The organism is Paenibacillus sp. SN-8-1 (assembly GCF_050995535.1).
In the GTDB taxonomy this organism is placed as follows: domain Bacteria; phylum Bacillota; class Bacilli; order Paenibacillales; family Paenibacillaceae; genus Fontibacillus.
In genome coordinates this window covers 1,487,582-1,505,948 of record NZ_CP194782.1, presented here as the reverse complement: position 1 = coordinate 1,505,948, position 18,367 = coordinate 1,487,582, and the positions used below count along the sequence as shown (strand labels likewise).

Annotated in this window: 15 protein-coding genes; 3 read left to right on the top strand and 12 right to left on the bottom strand. The window is 45.9% G+C overall.

Annotated features, from left to right (window positions below):
• Positions 1–83: 83 nt before the first annotated feature.
• A complete protein-coding gene (locus tag ACRRNK_RS06955) occupies positions 84–548 on the bottom strand; it encodes a CBS domain-containing protein (RefSeq protein WP_433946038.1) in 465 nt (154 codons plus the stop codon).
• A 97-nt stretch (positions 549–645) separates the two neighbouring features.
• Between ACRRNK_RS06955 and ACRRNK_RS06950 the strand changes: the two genes are divergently transcribed.
• Positions 646–1,617, top strand: a complete 972-nt coding sequence (locus ACRRNK_RS06950) for a helix-turn-helix transcriptional regulator (protein WP_433946037.1) — start codon at positions 646–648, stop codon at positions 1,615–1,617.
• A gap of 83 nt (positions 1,618–1,700) precedes the next feature.
• Positions 1,701–2,156 carry an SRPBCC domain-containing protein gene (locus ACRRNK_RS06945; protein ID WP_433946036.1) on the top strand — a complete coding sequence of 152 codons (456 nt, stop codon included), beginning with the start codon at positions 1,701–1,703 and terminating at the stop codon, positions 2,154–2,156.
• A 131-nt stretch (positions 2,157–2,287) separates the two neighbouring features.
• On the opposite strand, the gene xylB is transcribed toward ACRRNK_RS06945, so the two are convergent.
• On the bottom strand, positions 2,288–3,784 hold the full coding sequence (xylB, locus tag ACRRNK_RS06940) for a xylulokinase (protein ID WP_433946035.1): 1,497 nt from the start codon (positions 3,782–3,784) through the stop codon (positions 2,288–2,290).
• Between the two features lie 64 nt (positions 3,785–3,848).
• Entirely contained in the window at positions 3,849–5,165 is a 1,317-nt protein-coding gene (gene xylA / locus ACRRNK_RS06935; RefSeq protein WP_433946034.1) for a xylose isomerase, read from the bottom strand.
• A 176-nt stretch (positions 5,166–5,341) separates the two neighbouring features.
• On the opposite strand from xylA, the gene ACRRNK_RS06930 reads away from it, so the two are divergent.
• Positions 5,342–6,559 carry an ROK family protein gene (locus ACRRNK_RS06930; RefSeq protein WP_433946033.1) on the top strand — a complete coding sequence of 406 codons (1,218 nt, stop codon included), beginning with the start codon at positions 5,342–5,344 and terminating at the stop codon, positions 6,557–6,559.
• 21 nt (positions 6,560–6,580) lie between these two features.
• Here the strand turns inward: ACRRNK_RS06930 and ACRRNK_RS06925 are convergent, their stop codons facing one another.
• From ACRRNK_RS06925 to ACRRNK_RS06885, 9 genes are all read right to left on the bottom strand, one after another.
• Entirely contained in the window at positions 6,581–7,471 is an 891-nt protein-coding gene (locus ACRRNK_RS06925) for a DMT family transporter (protein WP_433946032.1), read from the bottom strand.
• Positions 7,472–7,559: 88 nt separating this feature from the next.
• Positions 7,560–9,059 (bottom strand): hypothetical protein, encoded by a 1,500-nt coding sequence (locus ACRRNK_RS06920; protein WP_433946031.1) that lies wholly within the window; start codon positions 9,057–9,059, stop codon positions 7,560–7,562.
• Positions 9,060–9,275: 216 nt separating this feature from the next.
• Positions 9,276–9,731: a DinB family protein gene (locus tag ACRRNK_RS06915; RefSeq protein ID WP_433946030.1), complete on the bottom strand. Its 456-nt coding sequence runs from the start codon at positions 9,729–9,731 to the stop codon at positions 9,276–9,278.
• Between the two features lie 194 nt (positions 9,732–9,925).
• Complete coding sequence (locus ACRRNK_RS06910) at positions 9,926–11,647, bottom strand: sensor histidine kinase (RefSeq protein WP_433946029.1); 1,722 nt, start codon at positions 11,645–11,647, stop codon at positions 9,926–9,928.
• 387 nt (positions 11,648–12,034) lie between these two features.
• Positions 12,035–13,597, bottom strand: coding sequence for a glycosyltransferase family 2 protein (locus ACRRNK_RS06905; RefSeq protein WP_433946028.1), 1,563 nt, complete (start codon positions 13,595–13,597; stop codon positions 12,035–12,037).
• A complete protein-coding gene (locus ACRRNK_RS06900; protein WP_433946027.1) occupies positions 13,590–14,681 on the bottom strand; it encodes a tetratricopeptide repeat-containing glycosyltransferase family 2 protein in 1,092 nt (363 codons plus the stop codon). Before ACRRNK_RS06900 ends, ACRRNK_RS06905 begins: the two co-directional genes overlap by 8 nt.
• Positions 14,682–14,964: 283 nt before the next feature.
• Complete coding sequence (locus ACRRNK_RS06895; protein ID WP_433946026.1) at positions 14,965–16,836, bottom strand: S-layer homology domain-containing protein; 1,872 nt, start codon at positions 16,834–16,836, stop codon at positions 14,965–14,967.
• A gap of 322 nt (positions 16,837–17,158) precedes the next feature.
• Entirely contained in the window at positions 17,159–17,341 is a 183-nt protein-coding gene (locus tag ACRRNK_RS06890) for a hypothetical protein (RefSeq protein WP_433946025.1), read from the bottom strand.
• A 67-nt stretch (positions 17,342–17,408) separates the two neighbouring features.
• Entirely contained in the window at positions 17,409–18,248 is an 840-nt protein-coding gene (locus ACRRNK_RS06885; RefSeq protein ID WP_433946024.1) for a sugar phosphate isomerase/epimerase family protein, read from the bottom strand.
• Positions 18,249–18,367: the final 119 nt, after the last annotated feature.

The window sequence follows — 18,367 nt, the reverse complement described above, 5'->3', positions numbered from 1 at the left end:
CCCGGAGGCAGCAATTACAAAGAAAGACCTTGGCACCAAATAAGGTGCCGAGGTCTTTTTGTATTTTCAGATTTAAGATATATTTACGGGTTCAGCACAAATGAATTCACCAGCTGGCGAATCACATCTCCCCGGCTAATCACGCCCACGATAGTACCCTCGGCATCTACAACAGGGATTTTCTTAAAGTGATGCTTACCCAGTATCTCAATGGCTCTTTCCAAAGGATCGTCCGGTGATACGGTGTATAAATTTTTGCTGACCATAACCTGGCCAACCGAAGTCTCAAGCTTATTCATCACGGAGCTGTCCAAGGTTTCTGTCTCCGTCTGGATTACATAACTGAAGAAATCATAAACGCGGCCTGTACTTGGCTTAAGGTAGCGGATTACATCTCCATCACTAATCATCCCAAGCAGCTTATTGCTGTCGCTCACGACAGGAGCACCGCCTATTCGTTTATCAACCAGCTTTTGAAGCAATTCCCGCAGGGTTGTTGTACTACTCACCGTAACTGGACTTGTAATCATGAAATCTCTGACTTTCATATATACTCCCCCTATCTTTGGAGTTACATCTATATTATATTATATACCCAGAAAGTAAGCGTGTGCATTTATCACAGTAAAGAAGGTGATTCCTTAAATGGCCAAAGCGGATTACATGATGTCGATACTATGGATTCTCCAGACCCGCAGAAGTATCACGGCTCGTGAACTTGCAGAGGAACTGGAGATCAGTGTGCGTTCGGTCTACAGGTACATCGATTCGCTGTGTGCCAGCGGAGTTCCCATAATGGCGGAATCTGGGCATAATGGCGGGTACCGCCTCATGGAACATTTCCAGTCTGCGCCGCTGCTCTTTGACTCAGACGAGCAAAAGAGTCTCGTTCAGGCCGCACAGTTCGCTCAGGAGGCCGGGTATCCATTTCCAGATCATCTGAACCGGGCAATCTCCAAGCTGAAAACTTATATCGGGCCCCAGCAGCTTCAGCAAGTCATGCTCCATGAGAACCGGATCGGGGTCATCACACCTTCATCAGAGAAGATAGAGGATCATCTTCAATTGCTTAGTAAATGTGCGGCGGAAGGTCTAACCCTTAGCATGACTTATGCCAAAAGAAGTCTTACGGCAGCTGCAGAGCGTCTTCTTGATCCCTATGGGCTTGTACAATGGAAAGGGAACTGGTACGTCGTCGGCTACTGTCATCAACGAAGGGAAATCCGGAGCTTCCGCGTGGACAGGATACAGGCGATGTCGGTCACGGAGCTTAACTTTACGCCACCAGAAGCCTTCTCTGCCAGCGATTTCTTTATGAGCTCTTTGCTGCCCGGATCCGGGGAAGAGTCCGACCTGATCGAGGTAAGGATATCCGGGCAGGAAGAAGCGCTGAATGAACTTAGCAGGCACTGGTTATTCTCCCATACCCTTGTCAGCTCTGAAAACGGAGAAATTCTGTTCAGATTGACCGAGGAATCCATTCAGACCTTCGCGCCCTATTTCTTATTATCTTACGGCAGGGCAATCCGCATACTCGAACCTGCAAGTCTTAAGCTTAGAATGGTCGAGGTCCTAACCGGCATGCTTGAACATTATGAGCAGCCTGTACATGACTGACAGCAGCTGGCAGTGATCTTGTTCTATACTTGGCGAAGATACTTGGTACATGTATCTCACATAAGAATTGAGGAGGTCATTACATGCTGGAATTGAAATATGAAATCTATATCGGGGGCTCACCGGAAGAGGTATGGGAGGCTCTGGTTGCTCCCCATCAGGTGCGGCAAATTTACTTCGGCAGCGTGATTCACTCTACCTTCAAAGAGGGGGACCTTCTGGAGTATATTGGTCCAGGTCAAGATGGAGAGAACACTCTTCACGTGTTCGGAACTGTATTGGAGTTCAGTCCACAGAAGGCGTTCCGGTTCACACACAAGGTTGGACCTTCTTATCTTAAGGAACCGGATGCCGAGAATTATGAATCTCGGATTTCGTGGCTGCTTGAACCGGTCGGCGGGACAACCAAACTGACTTTAATCCATGACAATTGGCACAAGGATGATCCCTCGTACCAGGGAAGCCAGAACGCCTGGCCCATGATTCTCAGTAATATCAAGACGCTTGTAGAGACTGGCAGAACTCTAAGCTTAGGATGACAAGTGCTTAACAAGAACGCGGCTCAATGCGGGAACTGGCTTTCTATGGAAAGTCTATATTTTGCATGCAAAAGGGTCCACATTGCCATAACAACGGCTTAGTGGACCTGATTGCGGATTTGGCACTATGTCTATGTCCGGTAAGCTTCCAGGCTCTTGTTCAGCTGCTTCGTATCTGTATAGACGCGCTGATAAATCTCGAACAGGTCTGCGTATACTTGGACACGCTCCGGATTGGGCTTATAGGTTCTGGAATGCCGGATAAAGGCCGCTGCGCAGTCTTCAAGGGACTCATACCACTTCAGACCAAACGCAGCCAGCATGGCCGCGCCGAGTGCAGGTCCCTGCTCACTCTCAAGGCGTACAATCTCTGTACCGAAGATATCCGCCTGCATTTGCAGCCAAGCTTCATTCCTTGCTCCGCCGCCAATCGAGATAATGGATTCAATCTGCTGGCCCGAATCCCTGAGAATTCGAATAGACTCTGCCAGAGAGAATGTGATGCCTTCCACTACCGCTCTCACAAAGTGATCCCGGCTGTGACCGGCATCCATCCCGATGAAGCTGCCCCGAATCACGGCGTCCGCATGTGGCGTACGCTCGCCTGACAGATATGGCGTGAACAGGAGCCCGCCTGCGCCAGCCGGAATCCGATCCAGATTACAGAGCAGCTCATCGAAGGACAGATCTTTTGCAAACGTATCCTTGAACCACGTCATGCTGCTGCCTGCGGCGAGTGTCACCCCCATCGCGTAGAAGGCTTCTGGCTTACCGTGATTGAAGAAATGCAGCTTGCCTTCGTAATCTGCATCAGGATTCTCCTCATAGGAGAGCACAACACCCGAGGTGCCGATACTGCACAGAGTCTCACCTGGACGAAGTATGCCTGCCCCGATAGCTCCGCACGCATTATCCGCGCCCCCGGCAAATACCTGGACATGCTCGCCGAGTCCGGTAAGCTCTGTCATTTCCGGAAGGAGCGTTCCTACCCTCTCATCCGAGCCGGTAAGCATAGGACAGAGCTTACGCGGAATATCGAAGGCTTCCAGAATTTCCGGACTCCAGCGTTTGGCTGACACATCCAGCATTAGTGTGCCTGCTGCATCCGAATATTCCATCGAGATTCTTCCGGTCAGCCTGTACCGAAGATAGTCTTTGGGGAGCAAGAAGGTGGCAGCCTGGCTATAAACTTCCGGCTCATGCTCTCTTACCCATAGCAGCTTGGGCAGCGTGAACCCTTCAAGAGCGGGATTCTTCGCATATTTGAGAAGGTGATCACCCAGCTTCTGCTCAATCTCACGGCATTGCTTCGTCGTCCGTGTATCATTCCATAGAATGGCATGACGGAGCACACGGTGCTCCTGATCAAGCAGGACCAGACCATGCATCTGCCCAGAGAAGCTGATGCCGTCGATATCTTCGCGCGGCACCTTCGACTCGGTGACGAGTCTCTTCAAGGCCTTGACCGTCTGGGTTACCCACAGCTCAGGATCCTGCTCACTAAAGCCTGACTTTAGCTGAATCAAGGGGTATGACTCGGACGCTTCGCCCCGGATGCTGCCCTCCTGTTCTACCAGCAGAACCTTAACGGAGCTGGTGCCCAGATCAATTCCGATTACATATTTCATAGATTTCTCTCCTTATCACTCTCCGGGAGTATATCCAGAATCTCCGATCGATTACACAGATCGATTACAGGTCGCCCAAGATATATTGGTTGAACACGGAGCGAATCAGTTCCAGGCGGCCTGATTTTTTATTAATAGGATTATTCTCAAGTGCATACGCCTCAAGGGATTTCAGGGTTGCTGTGCCGGATAAGATTTCTTGACCGATCCCTTCCTTGAAGGTAGCATAACGTTCCTCAATCACCTTCTCAAATACACGGTCCTCGATCATTTTCGCCGCTACTTTAAGTCCTTTCGCATAGGCATCCATCCCGGCAATGTGAGCATAGAACAAATCCTCAGGCTCGAATGAACCGCGGCGAACCTTCGCATCAAAGTTAACACCACCGCGGCCAATCCCGCCATTCTTCAGCACTTCATACATCGTCAGTGTAGTCGTATAAAGATCCTGCGGGAATTCATCCGTATCCCAGCCCAGCAGCATATCCCCCTGATTCGCATCCAGCGATCCTAGCACGCCATTGATCCGGGCAACCCGGAGCTCATGCTCGAAAGTATGTCCGGCAAGCGTGGCATGGTTAGCCTCAAGGTTCAGCTTGAAATGATCCTTAAGACCATATCTGTGCAGGAAGGCTAGTGTAGTAGCCGCATCAAAATCGTACTGGTGCTTGGTAGGCTCTTTCGGCTTGGGTTCAATCAGGAACTGCGCGTCAAAGCCAATCTCCTTGGCATAATCAATCGCCATATGATAGAGACGGGCAAGATTATCAAGCTCAAATTCCATATCTGTATTTAGTAGAGTCTCGTAACCTTCACGGCCGCCCCAGAACACATAGTTCTCCGCACCAAGCTCTTTGCCGACTTCAAGGCCTTTCTTCACCTGGGCTGCCGCATAGGCATAGACGTCCGCGTTGCTTGTCGTACCTGCGCCGTGGGTGAAGCGGGGGTTCGTGAACATGTTAGCGGTGTTCCACAGCAGCTTAGTGCTGCTGGTCTTCATGTATTCTTTTATCATATCAACAATTACGTCCAGATTCTTGTTCGTCTCCTGAAGCGTCCCCCCTTCTGGGGCAATATCCCGGTCGTGGAAGCAGAAGAATGGGGCATTCAGCTTGCTGTAGAATTCAAAAGAAGCTTCAACACGGGCCTTGGCAAGATCCAGACCGGAATATTTATTCCAGCCGCGTACTGCTGTCCCCACTCCGAACGGGTCCGTACCATCTGCTTTGAAAGTATGCCAATAAGCAACGGCAAAGCGAAGGTGCTCTTCCATGGTCTTGCCGCCAATCTTCTCCTGTGCATTATAGTACTTGAAAGCCAGTGGATTAGTAGATGATTTACCTTCGTAAGCGATTTCATTAACATTTGCAAAATAACTCATTTAAAATGCCCTCCCAGACAGTATGATAATTGGATCTGCCCATATCTTACACCGGATAACTTAGTTTGTCTATTGAATAAACTAAGTTATTGATTATTTTTTAGGAACGTTCTACACTTAATAAAGTGAATGAAATAATGGCAGGCTATTACTTTTTGGAATACTGAGGTGCAATCATGCGGCAGCTTACGGGCGACCAATTCCTGGTCAAACAAATTAACAGCTCTATCGTACTTGATCTTATACGAACCCACTCCCCCATATCGCGGGCAGCCGTATCGGCCAAATCGGGTCTGAATAAAGGGACGGTCTCTAGTCTGGTCAACCAGCTTATCGAGAATGGATTAGTCGAAGAGTTGGGACAAGGAGAATCCAGCGGAGGAAGAAAACCGGTCATGCTGAGCTTTAATCAGCGTGCAGGGTATGCAATTGGGATCGATCTGCGAATTGATATGGCTTCTGCCGTGCTTACCGATCTTCAAGGGAGCATTGTACAGCAGATAGAGTCGTCACTTGAATCCATCGATTCTAATCTCGTCTATGCTGTTCTCTCCAGAATGATTCGTGAACTAATTGCTTCAGCGCCTGAAAGCCATTACGGAGTTGTGGGCATTGGTGTGGGTGTTCCGGGTATTGTTGATGACAACGGCACGGTTCTCTTTGCTCCCAATCTGCATTGGAAGAACGTCAATCTGGGAGGCTGGCTTAGGGAAGCGTTCCAAATTCCTGTGGTAATAGATAACGAGGCCAATGCCGGTGCTCAGGGAGAGAAGGCATTTGGAGCAGGCAAAGATCGAGACCATTTAATTTATCTCAGCGTCAGTCACGGTATCGGCACGGGGATTGTAATTAATCAAGATATTTATAAAGGGGTATCCGGATATTCCGGCGAAGCTGGACACACGACCATTGAAGCAGATGGCAAACCATGCAGCTGCGGCAATTATGGCTGCTGGGAGCTGTATGCATCCGAGCGTGCTCTTCTCGAAGAAGCGCGTCAATCAGATACTGTACATGAAGCAGCCAAAGCCTATATTCTGGATGGCGATGATCTGAGGCTCGAGCACCTGGTGCAGCTTGCGGAAAGCGGAAATGAGGAAGCGCGACGTATATTGAAGAACAACGGCCACTTTCTCGGGATAGGAATTGCCAACATCATTAATATTTTCAACCCTGAGCTGATCATTATCGGGAACCGGATTGCCTTGGCTGAACCTTGGATAGCAGATGAAATTCGGGAGACTGTGGCGAGGCGGGCACTACCTTACCATAAAGACAAAGCCCAGATCGAATTCTCCCACCTTAACATGGGAGCGACTGTGATCGGAGCTGCTTCACTCGCCTTGACCCAGTTCTTCGACAAGATGCGGGTATCTGTGGAGAGATCAACCTAGGGAATATATCCCGGTTGCTCCTCAGTCCCTGTCTGTCTCTTTGCCATAGCGGATAAATACCCATACCCCTGCTATAATGAACACCCCGGCCACCAGCTGCAGAGTAGTCAGTCTCTCATTCAGCAGCTGCCAGGCCAGAATGGAAGCCACCACCGGTTCACCGAGAACCGCCATGGACACGGCAGAAGCGTTCATATACTTTAGCAGCCAATTGAATAAGTAATGGCCGAACAAGGTCGGGATCAAAGCGAGAAGAAGGAATAATCCCCACTCTCTCTCCGAATATCCTCCAAATGGTATACCACTAACTACATTGTAGACAGCTAGAAATATGCCCGCAAAGGCAAATACACAGAAATTATAGACATAAGCACTGGTCCACTCCCGCATCCTCTTACCTATGAGAAGATGAGCAGACACCGCAATGACACTTAGAAAAGACAGGATATCGCCTACTAAAGCGGAGCCGGATAATGTGAAATCCCCCATGCTTATGGCTAGTGACCCGGTAATGGCTACGGCCATGCCTATTCTCATGGCTCTATTTGAACGAAGGCGGAACAAGAAGAAAGAACCAAGCATAACAATTATCGGCTCTAAGGTCAGTATGACGGTTGAACTAGCCACCGTAGTAAAGCGGAGGGAGGCCATCCACAAGAGGAAATGAAGTCCCAGCGCAGTCCCCGATACGAACAGCATTCCGAGCTGTCGTAGGGTCAGCTTGGAGAATTCAATTCTATATTTCCAGAGCAGCGGTACTAACAAGAGGTCTGTGATGAACAGACGGTACATGGCTATAGCGGATACCTCAGCCTGCGACCATTTTACAAAAATGGCCGCAAACGAGATGGCGACAATCCCCAAAACATAAATTAATTCAATGGAGAATCTGTTTTTTAGTGTAGGTTTCAAGTTATGCAGGTTCTCCTTTCCTGGAATGCCAGGGCGATTTAGATAGGAGCCAGGACTCCGTGAGGGGGTCCTGGCTCCATTTATTCAATTAATTCTGTACATAGGGGGGAACAACAAGGAGTGTGGCGGTTGCTGTATATCCTTGGTACTCAGCGGTAATCTGGGTTAGGCCCGGGGAAAGACCGGTGATATTACCCGCTTCATCAATGGTGGCGATTTCGGGATGCTTGATAGACAACTTGGATTCACCTGTCACGGGGATTACGCTTCCGTCTGATTTCATGAACAGGGCAATCGGATCTATTGTGTGATTGACGGTTAATGAGTACTCATTCGAGTCAAGAGTATATATCCCATCGGTCTCTCCGGGTTCATCGCCGGGCAGAACCGATTTATATCTCGTAAGGTTCAGCTGTTCGGCATTCTCAGTCTTGCCCAATAAGGCAAGACCTCCATTAGGCAGATAAGCTCTGTATCCGCCTGTTGAAGCAGATGCCGGAATATCTTGATGAAGCACGGAAGTTATTTTCCCGCCGAGACTGACCTTCACGGTCACCAGATCACCACGATCTTTGGTGGTGCCGATGACTTCATAACCATGATCCACAGGCTTCAGATAGTCAAAACTTGTACCCAACAGCTCCGGCGAGGAATCTGTCAGCCTCTTGTTCCATTGAGTCTGCCCGTCTTTATTGACCTTCCACAGACCTTCAGCATTGAGCATCGTATAACCATCGCCCTCTGGAGCAGCCTCGATCTGTTTGTAACTTAATCTTCCCCAGTCCAAGGACTCTTTAATTCGTCTGGACACAAACTTCCCGGAGGAGCTGTACTTTACAAGCAGCGGATAGCTGCGGGGCAAATTAACATTCTGGGTATCCCCTATGGCCCAGTATCCGCCATCTAGCGCCGGGACGGCATCCCGGAACGATTGGCCTGCACCGAAGTTTTCGAGGGAATTACTGAAGGTCCGCTCCCATTCCTTCTTTCCATCTCTATTTGTCTTAAGAATATAAGCTGGAGCCGTATCTGACCTGTTATAAGTCGAAGAGGTCACAATGAAACCGCCATCCGCGGTTTCCCTCACACTGTTGACCGGGTTTTCTACTACTTTAGATATGTAGATTCGGCCCCATTTTTTGCTGCCATCTGAAGATAACCTAAGGAGATAGGCAACGTAGCTGGGTCTCCCATCGCTGTTATCCTTAACAGCCGCCCCTATGATATAACCGCCATCACTTACCTGTGTAATCGTATAGCCGTGGAGCGCGTCTGTGTCATATTGACTATCGAAAAATTCCTTGTCCCACTCTACGGCCCCATTCTTATCGGTCTTAATCACATTCAGTTTGGTAATATAGTTCTCGCGCCCGGTCTTGTCAGCCAGAATTACCATCCCTCCATCTGCCGTTGGCGCCACATCACGGGGCTCATTGTAATTCGAGGAATCCCCATAGAACTCTGTCCACTCCTTCTCAAGGACAGGCGAGCCTGCCGATGCATTCCCGGTGCCGGATTCACTCAGCGAAAGACTCAATCCGAGACAGACTACCATGAATAACTTCACGTAATTTCGCACAATTGGCATAAGACAGCATCACTCCTTTATATGGAATAAAGAACTGATTTCATTGTGCAGGATAGCGCTCCGCATCCAACAGGTACGCCAAGATCAATCTGTCTATGAGGTTTGATGCATTTCACACCTCTGACCGCAGCAAGCCAATTTCTGTCCCTGGACATTTGAACTAGGCTGCTAAATATCTTCGCGGGATTATAAATTTTGGTCCGGAGCAGTGCGGCTTCATTCCACTCCCTGCCCCAAGCCTCTTCGAATAAAATTAGCCGAGATCGGCGTCAGCCCCAGCTCTCTCGACCAAATGGACAGCTGGCCTATATGATGGATCTCATGAGCGATGACGTGACGGATCACTTCAGCATACGTAAATTGATTGAATTGGCGTTTTTCTTCATCCTCAGACCACTCGCTAATGTAATCCTTAATCTCAAGCCTGCATTTATCCGATAAATTCCTTACTGACTCAAGGCTTGTATAATCGTCATATTTATAATGAAACTCAGGTACCCCCATTAAACCCCTGATCCAAGACTGCTCGACATCTACAATGTGCACCAAGGTACGTAGAATGCTCCCAACACCGCCTATACGCTCACGAACAAGCTTCTCCTGAGAAATTTGGCTGCACCAATCGAACCACTCTTCCCTTACCTGCCAATTGTACTCAAAAAATATATTCAACCTGATCACTCCAATCGCGTTTCATTTCAATTGATATGCCACAGACTAGTATTCGGCCAGCAGGTCTAATATTCCTTTGCCCATACTCAGCTCATCATCCATAATTATGCCGGAGTATGCTAACAACGACTGTGAGATAGAACAAGAGCCCGGGAGTATTCTCCCAGGCTCTTATTCTGCAATACTTCACTCCGTCAAGCATTCCCATGAAGTTCTTTGGGACTAAGCGGAATTTCGATTTTGAAGCAGGTGTATTCGTTACTACTCTCAAGCGTAATCCGTCCATTGTAGCCCTCAACAAGCTTTCTTACAATAGCAAGACCAAGACCGCTGTTCCGATTCTTCGGCTTCGTCGTGAACCCATGGTCAAAGATCCGATCTCGGAGCTCGTCCGGAATAGGCTCCCCATTATTGAGAACTTGAATGGTTAATTTCTTCTGTTCAACCCGGGCCAGTACCTCTACTGTCCGGTCAGCCTCATCTATATCCTGTACCGCATAGAAGGCATTATCCACCAGATTTCCGGTGATGCGGACGAGATTCGTAATTTTTAATATATCCAGATTCAGAAGCTCGAACCCGGTGAAATAATATTCAAAGTTAATCTTTCGTTCCAGCGCCTGAGCGGCTTTCGCTTGAATAAGCCCGTTAAAGGCGGGAACCTGGATATCAATAATTTCGTTAAATGATTTGTTAATATGAGTGAGGCTGTGGAGATAAGCCTCAAGTTCTTCATATTTCTTGATCCTAGCAAGTCCAGTCAGTGCAAAGATGTGATTCACGAAATCATGCCGATACTCCTTGATCGTCTTGAACAGGCTATCGATATTTTGAAGATACATGCTTTGCACATCATTAACAATTCTGCCCTGTCTCTTAATATATCTAACTACGGCACTAATCATTAAGGCCCCGATGACCAAAATAATCAAAGCCACGATCGATATTTTTACCTCTTTTTGGATCAGGTCCGATGTAAGCTGATCCATATCAGAAGTAACGATGATCAGCATACGATCGAACCCTTTGTTCACGTTATCTTCCAGACTAATAGGTGAGTAGGTTCTTAGCACAGATCTTCCATTGATCTCCATCACCTTATGCACCTTTTCCATCTTGGAGAAAGCTTCCTTGGCCATTGCTGAGTCTTCCGGGGAAGTATAATTATAATTACCATAGAGAAGCTTACGTTCCGAATGCCATTCAGGCTTATCCTTGGGAACCTTAAATTCTCCCTGCAAAATTTTATCATTCAAGATGCCAATTTCGAGGATTAACGGATTGCTCTTCTCCTGCTCCTCGATATTGAACTGAACCCCAGCCTTGTCTCTGAACCTATTAATAATACTTTCTGAGATATAAGGATCAATCAGATAATCCGTGGTCCCATCGTTGTAGTAACCCCATTTGCTAATCTTAGTAGGATCGGAGGACGAGGTATCAAATGGTCCCGCCCAGAAGTTAGGCAGGTTCTCGCCGAAGTTCGGAATCGGCGTAGCATTATGCTTTTCCATCAATTCTTTAAATACTTTATTCCACTTTCCAGACCCCCAGGTCTCTGTGGTCATCCCGATCTCTTTAGGATCGCTGGATTTCACTCCGATGAAATTGTTCTCTTCCTTCAAATACTTGAAGAGGGTCAAATCCTCAATCCCCAGCTTGTCCCGTATTTGCATGAGCTGTTCATTGGTCACATCTTCAAGCTTATGAGGCAGCATAGTTTGTGCTGCAATGGATGCAAGGCGCAGCTTCTCCGACAGAGCCTCCTCGAACAGCATTTCCCCTTTTTGCGTAATTTCAAGGGAAGATTTAATGTGAGAGGTCATCATCTCTATGCTCTGCTTCTGCCCGTCCAGGAGAGCACTTCTCATGGTGTAATAATAGATCCCGTTCAAAAAAATCAATAATAGGCTCATTACTAATATGTATACAATCATTAATCTTCTAAATCCAATCATCTCAGGAGTATTTCCTTTCTATTATTACTTTTGCCAAATTGTTATAACTATTTATCGACAAAATTCATCATTTTATGACACTTTTATTGTGCTAACCTAAAAATCTTGTTAAAAGCTATAAAACCACCGGATCCAAAGCTAATTTTAGCATGCTCAAAAGAAAAAAGGGTGAAATTTTCCACCCTTTGCTGTCCATTTCCTATGTTAATGGCAATCTGCATGTATGTGTGTACTATCTTTATTCGACAATCTTCTCAATATTCCTTTTCTCTTCTATACTAACCAGCAGATAACCTGGAAAATGACCTTGCACTCCAGGTCAAATCATGACTTCCCCGTCTATAGTCACTCTGTCCATCTCACAAGATAAGGATGCACGTCACGAATAGACAAGTATTGCGCCATGGATCCGAACTCTCCTAGGGGATCAAGCTCCATATAGCGGTTAAATTTTCGAATACGATCCTCCTCCCTCATCCATCCAAAATGCATAAGGCGGATGTCTGAAAGCGCATTGGGAAGCGTGAAAATATTATTAGGAAATCTTCCGCAGTGCTGCGGCGTTTCTCGCCAGGTATATTCAAAATCTGGACGGTATCTTATTAAAAAAGGACGGTATGTCTTGTGTGAGCTCCAAAATTCATCTTCCCTGTAATAATCTTCGTTCCAAAAGTCATATAAGCGAAAACAAAACACATCCGTGTGAGTCTGATTAACAAGCTTTGGCAGCTCCTTGTTGAACCTATTCTCAAACATTTCGTCCGCATCGAGATTCAAGATCCACTCGGGATTGGTGGATATCGTCTCTTGCCATTGCTGCTTACGAAGTTCAACTTCATTGGAGAACTTGGATGAGGTGTTGCTGACCAAGTGTACAGGAATGCCGGCAAAGTATGACTTGCATATATCCACCGTATCATCGGTGCTGCCATCATCAATAATGACTACTTCGTCAATATATTTCCTGTGTTCTGCGATAACTTTCTCTAAGTATCGTCCGCTTTCATTTTTCACGATCATCGACAAGGTTAATTTCGATCTCTCTCCCGTAATGACATGAGGTGCTTGATTGACAGGTGTGGCTTGATCCATTCCTTGATCCGATGAGGTTCTGGATACGAACTCAGGAACACCTTTAAGATCAGAGTCCCGGTAAATATGGTAGGCCGGATAATGGGTATCCACGTATAACCGCAGGCCAAGCGCAGCAGCTCTTATACAAAAGTGCCGATCTTCTCCCCAAAACGAAAGATTCGGAATTTGCTTGAAATTCACACCGGACCTCAGTGACTTTTGGCTAATTAAAGTGCATGCTCCCAGCCCCCCTACCTCATAGACTCCGGGAGTCCTCATTTGCTGAATGAACTCATCATAACGCCGCTTTTTCTCATCATCTGTAAGGTTCTCACCCCGAACCTGCTTCCATTGAATGTACTCATCACTCATCCACACTTGAGGTTGTTCCCCAGCCTCAGGCTGCCATTTTGTCCAAAAGATTTCTGAAATAATGTCTTTCCTGAGGGATACTAAATGATCAACAGTCTGGGGGTATAAGAGAATATCGGAGTCCACTAAAAATAAATAATCATATTCCAGGTCTAGCGCGTGCTGAATAATCGTGTTTTTGATATCCGCGACATGCCACACCAGGCTCTCATTCCAATAGTGAGTTCTGTCATCACGCACATAATCAGACTGATGTTTGGTCTTGATTATGGTCACTTTATTGTTAATCTGCTGAAATTCGAGTAAAAGTTCGCTGGACCTAATCTCTTTGTTATCGTCAATAAACACAAACGAACAATCAATCTCCGATTGATTAAGGCGACTTAGCGACTCAAGGAAAGGTTGTAAAATCGAAGGTTTTTGATGAATAGGACTAGCCACCAGAACTTTTACTTTACCCATGCGTCTCAACCTCTTTTTGCAGAACCGAGTCTAAATATTTTTTGTTTTGAAGTATCTTTGTATCGCTTGGCCTATATATTCGGGCCTCTTCATTATGCTTGTAGGCTAACTCATATTGGCCTATCCGGTCATAGCACACACACAGCTGCAGATGGGGTAACCAGGTTGAGTAGCTTGGATTTTTAAAACCCATGTTGTCTATGGGCAGTTCAATTGTGGTGGCTAGTTTATACCAAAAAATAGCTGCATTAAAATTTTGCTTGGATAAAAAGTAAAAGCCTAATCTACAGCAAAATTCCGGCCTTGGATGATCGTATTGAAACGAACGCAAAGTGGATTCAAGCTGTTTCTTAAAATCCGCAACAGCAAAATAACAATCGGCCAGTCTCCCACATGCAGAAATGTTATCCTCGATCCAGCCTTTATCCGTTGATAGAAATTTCTCGTAATACTCAATGGCACGCTCATACTGCTGGTGATCCCGTAATTCGTTAGCAAAATAGAATAAATCCCGAGGGGTAAATAATTTGCCTTCTGACAATTGTTTTTCGTATATCATCAAATTTCTATCTGTATCGTGCCGAATGCTTTTATGGGTGACTGCTATATCACCGGTAAAAATATCTCCGCTCACTTCCAAATATTCATGGACTGCCCCAATCCATTTAAACTGGTTGCTCCTTTTGACCAGCCGATTTCGTACGGATTTCATAGTTACATTGCCGTATTCATCAGCGGCCAAGTGATACTCCATAGTCACAGAGTCAATAGAGGCTTTGAGCTCTTTCTTCAATAGCTTCAGCTTACGTTGATCCTTCTCCAGAAACACGTCATCGGCGTCGAGCCACAAGATAAACTCTTTGGTTGCTTGCTGAAAGGCGAAGTTCCTTGCCTTGGAAAAATCATGAACCCATTCAAAATCAAAAATACGATCCGTATACTTTGATGCAATCTCTTTTGTATTATCGCTTGATCCCGTGTCGATAATATTGATTTCATCCACAATATTCTGTACAGATTCTAGACATCGGCCAATTGTGTCTTCCTCATTCTTCACAATCATACATAAACTTATGGTTATCATTCATCAATTGGACCGGTTGAGAACAAAGCCATTCCATCGATCCTCCCCTTGCAGTAATTAGATGAGAAAAATTAAAGGCTTACTATCTCTATCCTTTAGATCATATGCTCATAATGCCAGTACAAATTATTGATTGATTTGTTTTATGTAGTATTGGAAGGATTGAACGAACTCTTAAGTAAAAACATGCTCTCTGTCATTGAACAGAGAACGACAAAAAGCCCTACTCTGCCACAACGGCGGAGCAGGACTTCCTTCGATTATAATTGCTTGGTTACTTGGCTTACTCAACCGGTGTGTACGTCACCGTATACGTTAATTCCGTAGTTTTACCGTAGCTGTTGCTTGCCACGATTTTGAATGTGTTTACACCCGGTTTCAGCACCAGATTGGTACTGCTGCTGTAAGAAATTTTCTGATCGTTGATGAAGACATTAGGACTGTAGTCGTTCTCATCAGATACAGACCATGTAAGCGTAATAGAAGGTGAAGATGTTGTTTCTGGAGCATATCCCAATTTTAGAGAAGGGGCGGACGGCGCAAAGTTAATGTTATGGGATTCTTGTGTTACTTGACCCAATTTATTGACTGCCTTGATTATTACCGTATTTTGACCCTCCTTGAGCTTCAAGGTGGTACTGCTGCTATAAGAAATTTGTTGGTCATTCACATAGACACTCGGATTGTAGTCGTTCTCATCCGTAACATTCCAAGATATAGTTACACTATTCTTGGTTGTGTTTTCCGGAATGGAGCTTACTTTAAGAACAGGACCACTGCTAACAAAATTAATCGTTTTTGTCACAATTGTAGATTTACCCAGCTTGTTTGTAGCTTTAATGACAAGCGTATTTGTTCCTTCTTTTAATTTAACCGAGGTACTGCTGCTGTAAGAAATTCTCTGATCGTTGACATAGACTTCGGGATTGTAATCATTCGGATCAGATACAGTCCAGGAGACAGTAACCGAATCCTTGTTGGTGGTTGCCGGCAGATCAGTAACCTTTAATACAGGACCTCCCGTCTGGAAAACAACATGCTTGGTCACCACAGTCGATTTTCCAAATTTATTCTCCACTTTTACTGTAACTGTATTATCTCCTTCTTTTAAGTTCACCGTGGTACTGCTGGCATACGTAATTTTTTGGTCATTCACATAGACAATTGGACTCGGATCATTATCATCCTTAATCGTCCATGCCACAGTAATACTCTGTTTATCCGTAACTTCCGCCACCCCAGTTACTACTACAGAAGGAGCACCTTTTTCAAATTTAACCTGTTTTGTGACAGTTTGCGTCTTACCGCCAGGTATTCTTGCAGTTACGGTGTAAGTATAAGTCCCCTCATCCTTAAGCTGAATTGCAACACGGAATTGGCCTTGAACGACCTCAGCAGCTTTATTGTTAATATACACACTGGCACCCTTAGTAACATCTCCTGTTATATAGAAAGTTGGAGAAGAGGTGGTTTCAGGAGCATCCACATTAAGTGCAAGTGAAGACTGACTTTCACTAGATGCGCTTTTGAGCACACGGTACAGTAACGAAGCCGCTTCCGCACGGGTTACCGCTTTTGTCGGTTTAATCGTGTAATCTTCATAACCGGTGAGAAGCTTCTTCTCAACAGCCAGGGCTAAGTATGTACTCAGATTAGGAGATACATCATCAGCATCTCTATACCGATCAAGGATATCCGGATTCTGAAGATCATCAGGCTGATATCCAAGTGTTTTTACAAGAGCTACAGCAACATCTTCACGGGTCGCTTTTCCTGTCGGATCAAAGAAAGCTTTTCCATTTGGAGGGTAATATCCTGTCAAAAATTCTTTAGAAGCTTCCACCGCAGGAAATGACCACCTCGACTTAGCAACATCCCTATACGTTTGTGCATCATCTGTGGGTATATCCAGATAAAAGGCCAACGTGATTAACTGGGCAAATTCCTCACGGGTTACCGGTGACTCCGGCTTAAATGTATGGTTCTCAAACCCTTTGACCACACCTAAGCTAACTAAACTGTCAATCGCATCTTTGGCCCAATATGTACCCTTTACATCTGTGAAAGTTGAGCTTTCTTCTGCTCCTGCCATGCCCGGAATCAATAGAAAAGCGGCTAGCAGCATAACGGAACACTTCAGCATCCATTTTTTCATGATATTACTCCTTCTCTTTAATTTGTGACCTATTGGCATCTATCAATCTATCACCTAGGTCTATTCTACTATGCATATATAGATTTGGCGATATGTGGAAATAAACACTTTATGACTTTTATCCTGATGATGCAGAAAACCCCAAAAAGTCTGCTTCAAGAGCATACCTTTTTGGGGTTATAGTAGAGCGCTAGAATACCGACAGCTGAAGTCGCTGTCAACAGCGTGTGTACAGGTTTAGATAGCGAAAAAAAGCCTGGAAGCGCAGCTGCTGCCACATTTCCAAGCTTTGTTGCCGCTTCCTGAGAGAAGCGTTCTAACTCTAGATTCCATTCAGATTAAGAGGTTCTTGTTCATTTCCTTCGTTAACATCATCCTTCATCGTATTCACAGGCGTTGTATTTTTCGCATTCTCCAATGTATCGTTCACGAAAGCCATATCTTGATTCTTGGCCTTCATGTTTGTGGTTCCTCTATAATTTCCGCTGTGAGATTTGTTCTCCATGTTCATACACCCTCCTTTGCTATTTTAGTTCAGTTCATTCCACTTAGCTTTTACCATATGCTGAATTTTATGTATTCCTAAGCACACGGAGTATCCTGTCCGCAGCTGCCTTTGTTCTTAACGCGGCTTCTTTGGCCCCTAAAGCTGGAAGCTCCTTACCAAATGTCTCCACGGACACATAGCTGTTATATCCGATCTTGCTGAGGCTTTCGAACATGGTGGACAAGTCAATAATCCCTTCGCCCGGCAGCAGACGCACCTGGTCGAGCTGTTCATCCACCGGTAGGCTCGGAGCATCGTTAATATGCACCAGCACGATCTGCTCTGGTCTAAGATTCAATATATCCTGCGCCGTTCCACTGGAAGTGAACCAGTGGAAGCTGTCGAACAAGAGACCTACGTTCGGCTCTCCAATGGCATCAATCAGATCTAAGGCTCCCGGCAGATCATGGATAAAGTCATATTTTTGCGTCCGCAAGGTCTTGGGACCCACCCATTCGAGTCCGAAGCGAATTCCTTCCGCACCTAATATTTGCGCACACTTCCGAAGTCTCGCCACCGTGCGGCAGGTGTATTCTGCAATCGATTCATCTGTAGTTGGCATGAGCCATGTACAGCAGCGCTCCACGCCGAGCTCACGCGCGAATTTAGCCAGACGAGGCAGCTTGGCCAAATCTTGCTTGAACTCTTCTTCGCTCTGGCGGAATTCGACAGGAAGCCCGATACAGCCAAGTATAAGTCCTCTTGAAGACAGTAATTCCTTAGCCGCCTCAAGAGACTGCTCTTCCGCAGCCTTGGCAAATGGCCGAATGTCATATTCAATCGCCGGAAAGCCGGCATCGCGTGCTGCGTCCAAAAACTCAAGGAAGGTTCCGCCTGTTGTTACAGGATTAAGAGTAAGAATCAACTTCGTCCACCTCGCTTCACAGTATTAGTAATAATTGCTCTTATTATAAATGATCATGCCAAAGGCTGCTGATCAGATATCAGCAGCCTTTTCAGAAATTTTTCCTATTTCGTTGTTAT

Coding starts and splice junctions, on each gene's coding strand:
- ACRRNK_RS06890 (WP_433946025.1), bottom strand. CDS start 17,341: ATGGAGAACAAATCTCACAGCGGAAATTATAGAGGAACCACAAACATG.
- ACRRNK_RS06930 (WP_433946033.1), top strand. CDS start 5,342: ATGCGGCAGCTTACGGGCGACCAATTCCTGGTCAAACAAATTAACAGC.
- ACRRNK_RS06910 (WP_433946029.1), bottom strand. CDS start 11,647: ATGAGCCTATTATTGATTTTTTTGAACGGGATCTATTATTACACCATG.
- xylA (WP_433946034.1), bottom strand. CDS start 5,165: ATGAGTTATTTTGCAAATGTTAATGAAATCGCTTACGAAGGTAAATCA.
- ACRRNK_RS06950 (WP_433946037.1), top strand. CDS start 646: ATGGCCAAAGCGGATTACATGATGTCGATACTATGGATTCTCCAGACC.
- ACRRNK_RS06905 (WP_433946028.1), bottom strand. CDS start 13,597: ATGGGTAAAGTAAAAGTTCTGGTGGCTAGTCCTATTCATCAAAAACCT.
- ACRRNK_RS06900 (WP_433946027.1), bottom strand. CDS start 14,681: ATGATAACCATAAGTTTATGTATGATTGTGAAGAATGAGGAAGACACA.
- xylB (WP_433946035.1), bottom strand. CDS start 3,784: ATGAAATATGTAATCGGAATTGATCTGGGCACCAGCTCCGTTAAGGTT.
- ACRRNK_RS06955 (WP_433946038.1), bottom strand. CDS start 548: ATGAAAGTCAGAGATTTCATGATTACAAGTCCAGTTACGGTGAGTAGT.
- ACRRNK_RS06920 (WP_433946031.1), bottom strand. CDS start 9,059: ATGCCAATTGTGCGAAATTACGTGAAGTTATTCATGGTAGTCTGTCTC.
- ACRRNK_RS06895 (WP_433946026.1), bottom strand. CDS start 16,836: ATGAAAAAATGGATGCTGAAGTGTTCCGTTATGCTGCTAGCCGCTTTT.
- ACRRNK_RS06945 (WP_433946036.1), top strand. CDS start 1,701: ATGCTGGAATTGAAATATGAAATCTATATCGGGGGCTCACCGGAAGAG.